This window comes from Streptomyces sp. G-G2 (genome assembly GCF_030063135.1).
Taxonomy (GTDB): domain Bacteria; phylum Actinomycetota; class Actinomycetes; order Streptomycetales; family Streptomycetaceae; genus Streptomyces.
The window spans coordinates 1-13,577 of the sequence record NZ_JASISO010000013.1 but is presented as its reverse complement, the minus strand read 5'-3'; the positions used below and the strand labels follow the sequence as shown (position 1 = coordinate 13,577).

13 protein-coding genes and 1 tRNA gene are annotated in these 13,577 nt (G+C 70.9%); 7 read left to right on the top strand and 7 right to left on the bottom strand.

Annotated elements, in window-relative coordinates; translation table 11 throughout:
- Window positions 1-40: 40 nt before the first annotated feature.
- Together QMF80_RS12960 and QMF80_RS12955 are read right to left on the bottom strand one after the other, a co-directional pair.
- Window positions 41-1,864: an AMP-dependent synthetase/ligase gene (locus tag QMF80_RS12960; protein WP_283452684.1), complete on the bottom strand. Its 1,824-nt coding sequence runs from the start codon at window positions 1,862-1,864 to the stop codon at window positions 41-43.
- A 318-nt stretch (window positions 1,865-2,182) separates the two neighbouring features.
- Window positions 2,183-3,043 (bottom strand): LysR family transcriptional regulator, encoded by an 861-nt coding sequence (locus QMF80_RS12955; RefSeq protein WP_283452683.1) that lies wholly within the window; start codon window positions 3,041-3,043, stop codon window positions 2,183-2,185.
- A gap of 230 nt (window positions 3,044-3,273) precedes the next feature.
- Here QMF80_RS12955 and QMF80_RS12950 point away from each other — a divergent pair, with 230 nt between their 5' ends.
- Entirely contained in the window at window positions 3,274-4,287 is a 1,014-nt protein-coding gene (locus QMF80_RS12950; RefSeq protein ID WP_283452900.1) for a bile acid:sodium symporter family protein, read from the top strand.
- A 9-nt stretch (window positions 4,288-4,296) separates the two neighbouring features.
- Window positions 4,297-4,716 (top strand): (2Fe-2S) ferredoxin domain-containing protein, encoded by a 420-nt coding sequence (locus QMF80_RS12945; protein WP_283452682.1) that lies wholly within the window; start codon window positions 4,297-4,299, stop codon window positions 4,714-4,716.
- A gap of 94 nt (window positions 4,717-4,810) precedes the next feature.
- Here QMF80_RS12945 and fdhD read toward each other — a convergent pair whose 3' ends face one another.
- The gene (gene fdhD / locus QMF80_RS12940) at window positions 4,811-5,659 is read right to left on the bottom strand and encodes a formate dehydrogenase accessory sulfurtransferase FdhD (protein ID WP_283452681.1); all 849 of its coding nucleotides are present in this window, start codon (window positions 5,657-5,659) and stop codon (window positions 4,811-4,813) included.
- Window positions 5,660-5,870: 211 nt separating this feature from the next.
- On the opposite strand from fdhD, the gene QMF80_RS12935 reads away from it, so the two are divergent.
- The 3 genes from QMF80_RS12935 to QMF80_RS12925 all read left to right on the top strand — a co-directional run bounded on the left by QMF80_RS12935 (window position 5,871) and on the right by QMF80_RS12925 (window position 7,879).
- A complete protein-coding gene (locus QMF80_RS12935) occupies window positions 5,871-6,812 on the top strand; it encodes a beta-ketoacyl-ACP synthase III (protein WP_283452680.1) in 942 nt (313 codons plus the stop codon).
- A gap of 154 nt (window positions 6,813-6,966) precedes the next feature.
- A tRNA-Leu gene (locus QMF80_RS12930) sits at window positions 6,967-7,054 on the top strand.
- 123 nt (window positions 7,055-7,177) lie between these two features.
- Window positions 7,178-7,879: a recombinase family protein gene (locus tag QMF80_RS12925; RefSeq protein WP_283452678.1), complete on the top strand. Its 702-nt coding sequence runs from the start codon at window positions 7,178-7,180 to the stop codon at window positions 7,877-7,879.
- A gap of 68 nt (window positions 7,880-7,947) precedes the next feature.
- On the opposite strand, the gene QMF80_RS12920 is transcribed toward QMF80_RS12925, so the two are convergent.
- From QMF80_RS12920 to QMF80_RS12905, 4 genes are read right to left on the bottom strand one after another with little or no spacing between them, the layout of a single operon-like run.
- Window positions 7,948-8,802, bottom strand: a complete 855-nt coding sequence (locus QMF80_RS12920; protein WP_283452676.1) for a hypothetical protein — start codon at window positions 8,800-8,802, stop codon at window positions 7,948-7,950.
- The gene (locus tag QMF80_RS12915) at window positions 8,783-9,688 is read right to left on the bottom strand and encodes an aldo/keto reductase (protein WP_283452675.1); all 906 of its coding nucleotides are present in this window, start codon (window positions 9,686-9,688) and stop codon (window positions 8,783-8,785) included. Before QMF80_RS12915 ends, QMF80_RS12920 begins: the two co-directional genes overlap by 20 nt.
- Complete coding sequence (locus tag QMF80_RS12910; protein WP_283452674.1) at window positions 9,685-10,872, bottom strand: JmjC domain-containing protein; 1,188 nt, start codon at window positions 10,870-10,872, stop codon at window positions 9,685-9,687. The genes QMF80_RS12915 and QMF80_RS12910 overlap by 4 nt, the downstream gene beginning before the upstream one ends.
- Before the next feature lie 14 nt (window positions 10,873-10,886).
- Complete coding sequence (locus QMF80_RS12905; protein WP_165289379.1) at window positions 10,887-11,024, bottom strand: hypothetical protein; 138 nt, start codon at window positions 11,022-11,024, stop codon at window positions 10,887-10,889.
- Window positions 11,025-11,646: 622 nt separating this feature from the next.
- Between QMF80_RS12905 and QMF80_RS12900 the strand changes: the two genes are divergently transcribed.
- Together QMF80_RS12900 and QMF80_RS12895 are read left to right on the top strand one after the other, a co-directional pair.
- Window positions 11,647-12,903 carry a helix-turn-helix transcriptional regulator gene (locus QMF80_RS12900; RefSeq protein WP_283452671.1) on the top strand — a complete coding sequence of 419 codons (1,257 nt, stop codon included), beginning with the start codon at window positions 11,647-11,649 and terminating at the stop codon, window positions 12,901-12,903.
- A 14-nt stretch (window positions 12,904-12,917) separates the two neighbouring features.
- Window positions 12,918-13,277 carry a hypothetical protein gene (locus QMF80_RS12895; protein WP_283452669.1) on the top strand — a complete coding sequence of 120 codons (360 nt, stop codon included), beginning with the start codon at window positions 12,918-12,920 and terminating at the stop codon, window positions 13,275-13,277.
- Window positions 13,278-13,577 lie beyond the last annotated feature (300 nt).

Below are 13,577 nucleotides of genomic sequence, written 5' to 3'. Positions count from 1 at the left end.
AGTAAAGTGACGAACCGTCAGTTCTGCCCTTCGGGGGCCGTCATCGCTGGTAGAGCGCCGCCACCTCCTGCGCGTACGCCGCCTCGATGACCCGCCGCTTCAGCTTCAGCGAGGGCGTCAGCATCCCCCGCTCCTCGGTGAACTGCTCGGGCAGCACCTGGAAGGAGCGGATCGACTCGGCCTGCGAGACCCGAGTGTTGGCGGTCACCACCGCCCGCCGGACCTCCGCCGTCAGCTCCTCGTCCGCCACCAGCTCCGCGACGGGCAGCTGCGGACGGCCGCGCATCGCCAGCCAGTGGGCGACCCCCTCCACGTCCAGGGTCAGCAGCGCGGCGATGAACGGCCGGTCATTGCCCACCAGTACGCACTGCGACACCAGCGGATGCGCCCGTACCCGCTCCTCCAGCGCGGTCGGCGACACCGACTTCCCGTTGGAGGTCACCAGGATCTCCTTCTTCCGCCCGGTGATCGTGAGGTACCCGTCCGCGTCCAGCCGCCCCAGGTCCCCGGTCGCCAGCCAGCCCCCGCGCAGCACCGCCCCGCTCGCCGCCGGATCGTTGAGGTAGCCCGAGAAGACGTGCGCCCCGCTCAGCCACACCTCCCCGTCGTCCGCGATGTGCACCGACGTACCCGGAATCGGACGGCCCACCGTTCCGTACTTCGTCGCCCCCGGCGGGTTCGCGGTCGCGGCCGCGCACGACTCCGTCAGCCCGTACCCCTCGAACACGGTGATCCCCGCGCCGTCGAAGAACAGCCCCAGCCGCCGCGACATCGCCGAACCGCCCGACATCGCGTGCCGCACCCGCCCGCCCAGCGCCGCGCGGACCTTCCCGTACACCAGCTTCTCGAAGAGCTGGTGCTCCATCCGCAGCGCCGCCGACGGCCCCGGGCCGGTACCGAACGCCTTCTGCTCACGGGCCTCGGCGTACCGCACGGCCGCCTCGACCGCCCGGTCGAAGGGGCCCGTACGCCCCTCCGCCTCCGCCTTGCGCCGGGCCGCCGAGAACACCTTCTCGAAGACGTGCGGCACCCCCAGCACGAACGTCGGCCGGAACGCCGCCAGATCGGGCAGCAACTCGGCCGCCGCCATCACCGGTTGGTGTCCGAGCTTCACCCGGGACCGGATCGCGGCCACCTCCACCATCCGCCCGAAGACGTGCGCGAGCGGGAGGAAGAGGAGGGTGGAGGGCCGCTCGCCCGGGCCCGCCCGGAACACCGACTCCCACCGGGTCGCCATGGTGTCCGCCTCGTACATGAGGTTCGCGTGCGTCAGCACGCACCCCTTGGGGCGGCCGGTGGTGCCCGAGGTGTAGATCACCGTGGCCACCGCGTCGGGGGTCACCGCGCTCCGGTGCCGGTGCACCACGTCCTCCGCCATGCCCTGCCCGTCGGCGACGAGCTCCTCAACGGCCCCCGTGTCCAGCTGCCACAGCAGCCGCAGCCGGGGCAGCCCCTCGATCACCGAACCGACGGTCATCGCCTGGTTCTCGTCCTCGACCACCGCGGCCGTGCACCCGGAGTCGAAGAGGATCCAGTACACCTGATCGGCGGAGGCGGTGGGATAGACGGGCACGGGCTGCGCCCCGACCGCCCACAGGGCGAAGTCGAACAGGGTCCACTCGTACCGGGTGCGCGCCATGATGGCCACCCGGTCCCCGAACCGGATGCCCTGCGCCAGCAGCCCCTTGGCCAGCGCCAGCACCTGCGCGCACAGGTCCGCCGAGGTGACGTCCTGCCAGACCCCGCCGCTCTTGCGGCCCAGCACCACACGGTCCGGGTCCTGCCGCGCGTGCTCGAAGACGGAATCGGCCAGGCCCCCGACGGGCGCGGCCGTCACGACGGGTGGGTCGGTGATCTCGCGCACTGCCGGCTCCTCTCACTTCGCGCGTACGTCGCGCAGTCGCGCGATCGCGCTCCGTACAGCGCCGGTGACGGTACTCCACCCGGCGCCCTCGCGGGAGGGGTCCGGAAGATCCGTTCTGCCGACATCTTCACTGGTCAGCGCGGAGTGCGGGGCCCCGCGCGGCCCCGCGCCTAAGACCTGTGGCGAATCTCCATGGGATCTTCCCGACCCGTGCACGGACGGAGCCCGGGGCGCGCGCGGCCGCTTGCCCCGGCGCGGGAGAACGGGATGGCGGGGTCCGGCGGGGCGGGAGGGGTGCGCGGGACGCGGAGTGGTGGGTCAGGCGGGCCGGGTGAGGCGGGCCGGACCCGTGAGGACGGCCGTGGCCAGGGCGTCGGCCGCCGGGTTCGGTCGGCCGCTCCGCAGCAGGGCGAACTCCACCGGCCCCAGTTCCGGCAGCCCCGCCCGGCCCGGCGCCACGACCAGGCCCGGCGGGATCAGGCCCCTGGTGTGGGCCATCACCCCGAGCCCCGCCCGGGCCGCCGCGACCAGACCGCTCAGGCTGCCGCTCGTACACGCGATCCGCCAGGCGCGCCCGTCCCGCTCCAGGACCTCCAGCGCCCGGGCCCGGGTGATGCCCGGCGGCGGGAACAGGATGAGCGGAACAGGCCGGTCCGGGTCCACCCGCAGCCCCTCCGCCCCGATCCACACCATCCGGTCCCGCCAGACCAGCCGCCCCCGGTCGTCGCCCCGCCCGCGCCGCTTGGCCAGCACCAGATCCAGCTGTCCCGCGTCCAGCCGCTCGTGCAGGGTCCCGGACAGCTCGACGGACAGCTCCAGGTCCACCTCGGGGTGCTCGTGCCGGAACGCCTCCAGGACCTCCGGCAGCCGGGTCTGCACGAAGTCCTCCGAGGCCCCGAAGCGCAGCCGCCCGCGCAGCCGGGTCCCGCTGAAGAAGGCCGCCGCCCGCTCGTGCGCCGCCAGGATCGTCTCCGCGAAACCGAGCAGGGCCTCGCCGTCCTCGGTCAGCTCCACCCGGTGCGTGTCCCGCAGGAACAGCGGCCGCCCGGTCGCCTCCTCCAGCCGCCGCACGTGCTGGCTCACCGTGGACTGCCGTACGCCGAGCCGCCCCGCGGCCCGGGTGAAGCTGAGGGTCTGGGCGACCGTGAGGAACGTACGCAACTGGACCGGGTCGTACATATCGCCCACGCTATCGCGGAACGTGATGACAGTCAGAGCGGTATGCGTGTTTCCCGATGACGGCCCGCGCCGGAGGATGAAGGGGCACCTCGCGCCTCCCCCGTGATCGCGCCCGCCCCGACAGCAAGCGAGCCCCCATGCGCCGCCCGAGCCGCCAGCCCCGCCGCCCGAGCCGCCGTCCGGGGTGGCGCCCGAGCCCCCGTCCGCCGGTGTCCGCGCTCCTCGCGAGGATGCCGGTGGACCCGTACGTCCTGGCCCTGCTCGGCGTCGTCGGCCTCGCCGCCCTCCTTCCCGCCCGCGGCGCGGCCGCCCCCGTCGCCGACGGCGCCTCCACCGGGGCCGTGGCCCTCCTCTTCTTCCTCTACGGCGCCCGGCTCTCCACCCGCGAGGCCCTCGACGGGATGCGCCACTGGCGCCTCCACCTCACCGTCCTGGCCTGCACCTTCGTCCTCTTCCCCGTCCTCGGGCTGGCGGCGCGGGCCCTGGTGCCCAGCCTCCTGGCACCCCCGCTCTACAGCGGCCTGCTCTTCCTCTGCCTGGTCCCCTCGACCATCCAGTCCTCGATCGCCTTCACCTCGATCGCCCGCGGCAACGTCCCCGCCGCCATCTGCGCGGGCTCCTTCTCCAGCCTCGCCGGGATCTTCCTGACCCCCCTGCTGGCCGCGGTCCTCCTCGGCAACGACGGGGGCGGCTTCTCCCTCGGCTCCCTGCTGAAGATCGTCCTCCAGCTGCTGCTCCCGTTCCTCCTCGGTCAGCTGCTGCGCCGCTGGGTCGGCGGCTTCCTCACCCGCCACAAGAAGGTGCTCGGCTACGTCGACCGGGGCTCGATCCTGCTCGTCGTCTACGTCGCCTTCAGCGCGGGCATGGCCGCCGGGATCTGGCACCAGGTCGGCGTCGCCCGGCTCGGCGCCCTGGTGATCGTCGAAGCGGTCCTGCTCACCCTGATGCTGCTGACCACCTGGTACGGCGCCGAACGCCTCGGCTTCGACCGGGGCGACCGCATCGCCATCCAGTTCGCCGGGTCGAAGAAGAGCCTCGCCGCCGGACTCCCCATGGCCAGCGTGCTGTTCGGCGCACAGGCGAGCCTCGCGGTGCTGCCGCTCATGCTGTTCCACCAGATGCAGCTGATGGTCTGCGCGGTGCTCGCCCGCCGCCGGGCGAAGGACCCGGACCCCGAACTCCCCGCCGGGCATGTGGCGGAGGTCTCGCCCAGCGCCCAACCCCCCGTGGCCCGGGCTCGGTAACGTGCGTCGGTGACCTGGATACGCCCTCTCGCCGCCCACGCCGAACGCCCCTGCACTCTGGTGGTGTGCCGCGGCTGCTGCTGCGGCGACCCGCGCAAGAACCCCGGAACCGACCACGTGGGTCAGCTGGCCCGGCTCCGGGACGCCGCGGCGGAGTCCGGGGGACGCGTGGCCGTCCGTACCGTCGACTGCCTCGGCCCGTGCGCCCAGGCCAATGTGATCGTGGTCCAGCCCGCGGCCGAGGCCCGCCGCCGCGGCGCCCGCGCCACCTGGTTCGGCTGGGTCATGGACGACACCGCGACGGACGACGTGGTCGGCTGGGCCCTGGCGGGCGGCCCCGGCGTCGCCCTCCCCCCGGACACCCTCGACCTCCACCGCATCGACCCGCCCGAACCCAAACGCCCGACCCGCCGCCCCCGGCGCCGCTAGGCGTATGGCCGTGTTCGTAGGTGTATGGCCGTGTTCCAAAAGGAGCGCCGGGCGCCCGGACGCCGCGGGCCGGGCGGGACTTTTGAAACAGGCCTCAGGCCGTCGGGCCCGGCGCGGCGAGGGTGATCCGGTGCTCGCCCGCGTAGATGTTCATGTTCTGGCCGCGCAGGAAGCCGACCAGGGTCAGGCCCGACTCGACCGCGAGGTCCACGGCCAGCGAGGACGGCGCCGACACCGCGGCCAGGACCGGGATCCCCGCCATGACGGCCTTCTGGGCCAGCTCGAACGAGGCCCGCCCCGACACCAGCAGCACCGATCCGGTCAGCGGCAGCCGGTCCTCGCGCTGCGCCCGGCCGACGATCTTGTCCACCGCGTTGTGGCGACCCACGTCCTCCCGTACGTCGACCAGCTCGCCCGCCGCGGAGAACAGCCCGGCCGCGTGCAGCCCGCCGGTCCGGTCGAACACCTTCTGGGCGGCGCGCAGCCGGTCCGGCAGCTCCCCGAGCAGCTCGGCCGGTATCCGTACCGGGTCGGCGCCGATCCCCGGGAACCGGCTCGCCGTCCGCACCGCGTCCAGGCTGGCCTTCCCGCAGAGCCCGCAGGAGGAGGTGGTGTAGACGTTCCGCTCCAGCGTGATGTCCGGGACGGGGACCCCGGGCGCCAGCTGGACGTTGACGACGTTGTAGGTGTTGCTGCCGTCCTCCGCCGCGCCCTCGCAGTAGGTGACCGCGCGTACGTCCCCGGCTCCGGCCAGTACGCCCTCGCTGACCAGGAACCCCACCGCGAGCGCGAAATCGTCGCCCGGCGTCCGCATGGTGATGGCCAGCGGCTTTCCGTTCAGCCGGATCTCCAGCGGCTCCTCCGCGACCAGCGTGTCGGGGCGCGTTCCGGCGACTCCGTCGCGGATCCGGACGACTCGGCGGCGCTCGGTGACCCGTCCCATGGCGTTCAGCCCACCGTTCTCTCGTCCGTCGGCCCTCGCCGGGCCTGTCAGGTCCATTGTCCCGTATCGCTCCATACAGCTTCTCCGCAGGAAGATCCTCCGGAATCTCCAAATTCCACAGCAGTATTCCTGTCGGGTCACGCGCCCTCGTACCGGTCGGTAGCAGGCGAAGCTGGGAGATCCTGACTGCCTTACGAGGGGGATCCTGCCCATGACCGGTTCACGCGTGGTGGCTCTGGGGCACTACCAGCCCGCGAAAGTGATCACCAACGAGGACCTCGCGGCCATGGTCGACACGAACGACGAGTGGATCCGGTCCCGAGTGGGGATCAAGACCCGCCGGATCGCGGGCCCCGACGAGCCGGTGGACGAGCTGGCCTACCAGGCCGCCGGCAAGGCCCTGGCGAGCGCGGGGCTGACCCCCGACGACATCGACCTCGTCCTCGTCGCCACCTCGACCGCGATCGACCGTTCGCCCAACATGGCGGCCCGCGTCGCCGCCAAGCTGGGCATGGGCGGCCACCCGGCCGTCATGGACCTCAATGTGGTCTGCTCGGGCTTCACCCATGCCCTGGCCACCGCCGACCACGCCATCCGGGCCGGGTCCGCGACCCGTGCCCTGGTCATCGGCGCCGACAAGATGACGGCGATCACCGACTGGACCGACCGCACCACTTGCGTGCTGACCGGTGACGGCGCCGGCGCCGCGGTCGTCGAGGCCTGCGACGAGCCCGGGATCGGCCCGGTCCTGTGGGGCTCCGTCCCGGAGATGGGACACGCCGTCCGGATCGAGGGCAGCCCGCCGGTCTTCGCCCAGGAGGGCCAGTCCGTCTACCGCTGGGCCACCACCCAGCTGCCGCCGCTCGCCCGCAAGACGTGCGAGCGCGCCGGGATCACCCCGGAGGACCTCGCCGGGGTCGTCCTCCACCAGGCGAACCTGCGCATCATCGAACCCCTGGCCGCCAAGATCGGCGCCGTCAACGCGGTCGTCGCACGCGATGTCGTCGACTCCGGGAACACCTCGGCGGGCAGCATCCCGATGGCCCTGTCCAAGCTGGTCGAGCGCGGCGAGATCCCCTCGGGCGCCCCGGTCCTGCTCTTCGGATTCGGCGGCAACCTCTCGTACGCGGGCCAGGTCATCCGCTGCCCCTGACCCCGCCCGGCACCCCCGCACCCCCCGCCCCGTCGCGACCTGCCCGGCGGGGCGCGGCGGCAAGCGGCTGACCACCGCTTATAGGGGTGAGGAGAGCCCAGAACCTTTGCTATTGTTGTCCATGTCGCCGCGGGAAACCGGGGCCGATCACCTGGTCCGGGTGGCGGAATGGCAGACGCGCTAGCTTGAGGTGCTAGTGCCCTTTATCGGGCGTGGGGGTTCAAGTCCCCCCTCGGACACCAGCAGGAACCCCACTTCATGTGGGGTTTTTTGCTTTCCAGGCTGTGGCGTGACCCACCACGTGACCAAAAGGCCAGCGAATCTTCAAGGTTGCGGCGAACTACCACACGGGCCGCTTCGCCCTGGTGGCCGCGCTTAAGGCGGAACTGACCGTGAAAACTCCGGCCGACCGCAACCCCGGCAAGGCATGGACGGCAGGCGCTCCCGTTCCGCAGGCATCCGACGCGATACCGGGCGCAGCGATCCGACTGGGTTACGCCCTTTACTCCAGGGTCGGGCAGGAACTCCAGTCACAGTTGGACATGCTCGCCCGTGCCGACTGCACCCGCGTCTTCTCGGAGAAGATCAGCACCCGTGTGAAGGAGCGGCCGGAGTTGGAGAAGGCACTCACGCTGGCACGGGAGATCAAGGCAGCCGCACCGAATCAGCCCGTCATCCTGACCGTGGTCGAGATGAAGCGGCTTGCCCGCAGTGCGGCGGAGCTGATGACTCTGTCTTCCACCCTTCAGGCGGACGGCATCCAACTGGAACTCCTGTCCGGTCCCCTTCAGGGCGTGTACGACCCGAACGGGGCAGGCGCCATCGTGTTCGCCGTGCTCGCCGTGAGTGCCGAGGTGGAGCGGGAAGGTATCCGGGAGAAGACGTTGGAAGGGCTGGACGCTGCGGCCCGCAAGGGCAACGTCGGTGGGCGTCCGACCGTCGTGGACGAGGACAAGCTGGCCGTGGCCAGCGCCCGGTACCTCAAGGGAGAGAGCGTTACGTCCATCGCCAAGACCCTGGGAATCGGTCGTGCCACCCTGTACCGCCACCGGGGAGAGAGCGCCTGAGACAGGCGCACACGGACACAGGCAGGCCCCCGGCATCACGTCGGGGGCCGCTGTCATGTACGGGCCTGTCAGGCGCTGACCTCCGAGTGCACCGGGACTGGTGGCCGAACGCCCGTGAGCGACTCCGCGCGAGCGAGTAGGCGCGGGGCCAAGTCCGGGTACCAGCCACGGGCTACGGCTTGCAGCATCTCCGCCAGGGCAGCGAGTTCTCCGACTCGGCCGGCTGGGGTGTCCAGGACCGAAGCGAACTCCAGCCGGATACGGTCCGCCACGTCGGGAACGAGAAGGCTGTTCGCGTGGAGAAGACCCGCGTCGTAGCCGTATGGGACCAGGCCCCACCGCTCCCAGTCCAGCAGGGTCAGGGGCGTGGTCGTGAGGTTGCCCCAGTGGAGGTCACCGTGGCCGGTCACCCGCTCCACCTTGGCCGGGGCCGGGATGCCGAGGAACTGGGGGAAGGCACGCTCGATCCACCCGTCCCGGACAGTGGCCTTCACCCCCTCCGCCTCAGCGAGCAGGGCCAGCGCCCGGCGCAGGTCGGCCCACCACTCGTCAGGCAAGTAGGGGTCGTGGTGCAGGTCGGCGCGCTCCGGGGACACGACGGGATGTGTCACGTAGTCGAGGACTTCGGCCTCGAAGGCCCACTTGCCGTCGGTCCAGTCGTACACCTCGTACAAGCGCGGTCGCGGGACAGCGTCAGGCACCAGCAAGGAGGCTCCCACGATGCCCTCCCCCTGCTTCCTGCCCGCGTTCCTCTCGGCGGTCCGGCTTGCCCGGAGCCACCGGTCCCCGGCCTGCCGACCGAGAGTGACACCCTGGAAGCCCCACGCCAGCGGGCCCGTGCACGTGAGACCCAGAGCCTTGGCCGCCCTGTCGTGAGCGGCCTCCATCAGGGTCTGTACGTCCTCACTCGGCGGCGAGTTCATCGGTCACTCTCCTCAGTTCCTCGGTCGTCAGGGGCGCAGCCAGAGCCTTCGCCGCATCGTCCCAGTGTTCGCGGGTGCTCGCGGAGGTGAGGACGACATCGAGACCGGGGCACGATCCGGCAGCCAGCAGGGCAGCGGCTGCGGCCGACAGGCCGGGGCGGATGAAGTTCACCAGTTCAGGTGTCATGGCCTCCAGAAGTTCGCCGCCGTGCAGAGGAGCGGAGCCGAACGTGATCAGTCCCGCGTCCTTCGCCTGCACCAGCGGTCCGCCGCCGTTGAGTGCCTGCCTGATCGGGTCGTCCATGATCAGACTGACGGGCATCTGCAACCCCGTGAAGTGGTGCTCGGCGGAGCCCGCCGCCTGTCGCGCGAGCGCGAGCAACTCGGGAACCGTGAACGCTTCGGAGGTCAGGCCCGTCCAGGTGGCGACGCCGTACCCGCCGAGCTTGCCCGCATGAGCGAACTCTTCCAACGCCGTGAAGGCGTCCCGTACACGCCAGTGCAGAGCGGCACGGTCAAGGCCGTGCCCGTGGTGCTCGGGGTTGTGCACTAATACCAGGTCCACGCAGCCCAGTGCGGCCAACGAACGCTCCGTCTGCCAGCGAACGAAGCCCGGTTCAAGGCTGTGCCGACTGGCCGTCTCTTCCCGGGTGAGCACGCCCTCAGCCAGGGCGGTGCGGCCCTGCTCCTCCGTGAAGAACCCCGTCTTCGTAGCTACCCGCCCGCTCGGGTACTCCCCGAGAACCGGGCGCAGCTCCTCATGCGCCCGACCGAGGGCGTAGTTGGGTGCCGTGTCCACCCAGGGGCTACCGGCAGCCAGGGCGGTGCGTGCCGCCTGACTGAGGGCACGCACGCGGTATGTCCCCAGGGCGAGAGTGGCGGTCACAGCGCGGTCCCCACGACCGCGACGGCGTGGCCCTCGATGAGGGCGGAGACCAGCTCGGCCACGTCCTTGATCTCCAATCCGGCGGAGTCGGCCATCTCGCCGAGCGTGGTCGGCTGACCGGTCAGCAGCGTGCCGAGGACGGGCGCGGCCGACTCGGCGAAGTCCCAGGCGGTACCGGCCGCCGAGAACGTGACCGTGCTGTGGGCGGGGTTCGTCGTCAGACGGCCCCGCGGGGCGGTCAGCTTGACCGTGATCTCCGGCCGTGCGGGCAGCCCGTCCACGTAGGGCAGCGAGGGAATCGCGTGCCCCAGGTCGGTCGTGTCGATGGACTCCGCCCACCGCTCCACCAACCGGTGATCGGCCAGTTCGTTCAGCAGCTCGCCACGTAGCGCGGCGATGAAGTCGGAGTGCTCGCTCAGTGAGGCGAACCGCGGGATGTCCTTGCGCAGTGCCAGGGACGATCGGAGCTGATCCACAACCCAGAGCATGAGGTCCGCGCCCGTGTGCGGGACCATGCCGAAGGTCAGGTGCAGCGACTCCGTCCCTTGGTCAGCCGTGACCGCGTGCCACCATCCGCGCGGCAGGTAGAGCACATCACCAGGGGCGAGAACGATGTCCGCCACCGGGTCGCCCTCGGGCGTCTCTGGCGCCTCCACGTCCCGGAAGGTCGGAGCCTCACGGGTGGAGCCGTACAAGCGCCACCGCTTCGAGCCGTGAACCTGCACCACCACGACATCGTGGTCGTCCCAGTGCAGGCCGAAGCCCTCACGATCCGTCCAGGACGCGTACACGTTGGCCTGCACGGACGTGCCGAGGAACCGTTCAAGACCTTCGGTAGCCGCACCCACCGCCGGGTGGATCTTCTCGACCGCGTCGAGGACCAGCGACGCCCCGTCCTTGAGCCGGGCGTGGAAGTCGGCCGGCTGGATGCGGGACCAGGTGACCGCGCGGCGGTTCGTGGTCGGGATCGCGTAGCGGTGAAGGGGGACCATCTCGCCGTCGGCCGACAGGCGCAGCCGGGGCGGTTCCAGTCGCTGCGTGGCGATGATCCGGTTGAGGTCGTCCCAGGAGAACAGGCCCGCCGTGTCGGCGGTGCCGGGGAAGTGCGCGTAGGAGCGGTGGTACGTCTGGGCGAGGAACGTGTCCCCGCCCAGACGCCCCGCCCACGAGGCTGCATCAAGCATCGTGGGCAGCCCCGCTAGTCGTTGCCGTCGGAACGGCCGCTACTGACGTCGGACTCCTGCTCGGCACGCGTCCGCGCAGCCACGATCTTGCGCTTCGCGACGAGCAGGCCACCCCCCTCGGGGGCCGCCGAACCGGTGTTCTCTTCCACCATCGGACTTACCTCTCTACTCGGGAACTCCCGCCAGGAACCCGGCGGGAAGAAGGGAGGGCAGCAGCCTGAGGCTGCTACCGAGTCGCAAACGTTCCGGCAAGGAACAGGGCCGTACCGCAGAGGACCATCGCCACGTAGAGGGGACCGGCGTACCGGCCGAAGCGGCGGAGCAGCCAGGCCGCTAAGCCGGGCATCACGCCGTCCTCGGCTCGATGTCAGCCGGGCGGAGCGACGTGGCGGACAGCGACTGGCGGCCCGTACAGCGGGCGCACCCGCACGGGGGGTATCGGCCCGGATCGGACAGGATGACGAACGGGTCGCCCTCCCGGACGCTCGTGCTCTGCTGCCAGGTACGACCCGAATCACGGGACACGCGAAGCGTCATGAGGACGCGGGGGCCAGCTCCGAGGTCCAGGGCCTGAGAAGAACTGAGACCATCACGCGCCATGCCGTTCTCCGTTGCCATGTCCGCACCCTTCCGCAGGTTTGCCCCCGTGCCCGTTTGCGACAACACCAAGGAAACCGCGGGGAGTCCGAGCCCTCCACGGCATCAATGCGGCACTCTTGATGCACATCCGTGCACGGGAACGCCGTGGGTTCAGGTCACGGGAAGAGGGGCGTCATGGGACTGGCGGAACGGCGCAAGACCCTGGGTTACAGTCAGGAGAAATTGGCCGAGTTACTTGGCGTGGACCGCACAACGGTCGGACGCTGGGAGAGCGGCAAGATCGCACCGCAGCCGCCTCAGCGGCCAGGCTTGGCAGCCGCCCTCGAAGTGGGCCTTCAAGAGCTAGACGCCCTTCTGACACAACCACGAGCCGTGAGCCGGACGACCGGATGCCAGCAGCCCAGTTTCCACCCGAGTGCGGGAGACCCAGACGAAGTGATCCGCCGCGAATTCCTCCGCATCCTCACCGTCAGCGGAGCGCTGACCGCCTTGCCGCTGGACGAGGCGGAAGCCCTCTCCGACGGGGTCCTGAGGGGCACACCCGGTGACTTCGCGCGGATGAACAGTCACCTCTGGCAGGTCTACCAACTGGCCCGGTCCAAGGGGTCCGTCTACCCCGTCGTCCGCGACCAACTGACCACCCTGAACGAAGCCCTCGCGGCCGACACCCGAGGCAACTCCCGCCCGCTCCTGAGCGCGGCAGCCGACCTCTTCCAGCTGGCCGGGGAAGTTGCCTTCGACGCGAACCGGCACACCGACGCGGCTGCCTCCTATGCCCTCGCAGCATCCGTCAGCAGGGACGCCGAAGCCTACGACCTGTGGGCGTGCGCACTCGTCCGGCACGCCTACGTCGACATGTCGGAGCAGCGCTACCGGCAGGCGGCCCAGGTCCTGGGAGCCGCTGAGCGGCTGGCCGGGCGAGGTGACAGTGACCTCGCCACGCGGCACTGGGTCGCCTCCGTCCAGGCAGAGGCGTACGCCGGCCTGGGCGACCTCTCCGCGTGCGAGCGCGCCTTGGACCAGGCAGAGCACGTCATGGGCCTGAGCGCAGGCAGCACCAACGGCGGGTGGCTGCGGTTCGACGGGACGCGGCTGGCCGAGGAACGGGGAGCCCGCTACGTCCAGCTCGGACGGCTCGACCTGGCAGAGGAAGCGTTGCGGCGGGCACTGGAGCAGACCGCCCTTGCATCCGGGCAGTCCTACCGACGGCGCGGCGCCGTCCTGACCGATCTCGCCGCCATCGGCGCCAAGCGGCGAGACCTCGAACACGTCGTCGCGTACGGCCGGGAGGCCCTCCTCCTGGCCCAAGCCTCTTCCTCCGGATACGTCGCCCGTAGACTCCAGACCCTGTGCGACGAGTTCGGCCCCCTGAGCAGGGACCACCGCGTAGCGGAGCTGGGGGCGGAGATCGCCGCGCTCAGCACGCCATGACGAGAGGGGTTGGCATGTCGCAGACCGAAGGTGCACGAGTGTTCCGGGAGGCCTGGATCGCGGGAGTGCACCAGCACTTCCCCGGGGAGCCGAAGGCCGGGTACGTGACGCCTTGGGACGACACCCCGCAATGGGAGCGCGAGGCCGCTGGCTCGGTCTACGACCAGGTCCGACAGTTCATCGAGATCAGCGGCGGGCACGCATCCAGGCTGTCCCGCGAGCAGAAGAGCCGGTTCGTCGCGACGTGCTGGACCGCCCAGATGTTCAAGCACTTCGAGGACCCCAAGCCGGGCTACGTGGCCGACTGGCCCGACCTGCCGAAGTGGCAGCAGGAGACCGACGCCGACATCTTCGAGACCATCGAAAGGGCCTGATCCAGCGGGCGAGGTCGTCTGTCCTGGCCAGGTTGGGAACGTGACCAATGGGTGACCAGCAGCGTTCTGAGACGGCCTGAAACAGCAGGAAAAGACAGGAAGAGCAGGACTGTCGAACCCCTGTCACGACAGGCATTTTCGCAGGTCAGAACGCCTATAGGTCGGTGCCCGAGAGGAGAGTTCAAGTCCCCCCTCGGACACCAGCAGGAACCCCACTTCGGTGGGGTTCTTTCGCGTTCCGGGGGCGTGGTGCGGCCGCCGCTCCGGGGCGGGTCGCCCCGGGGTCCGGGGCCGGTGGGC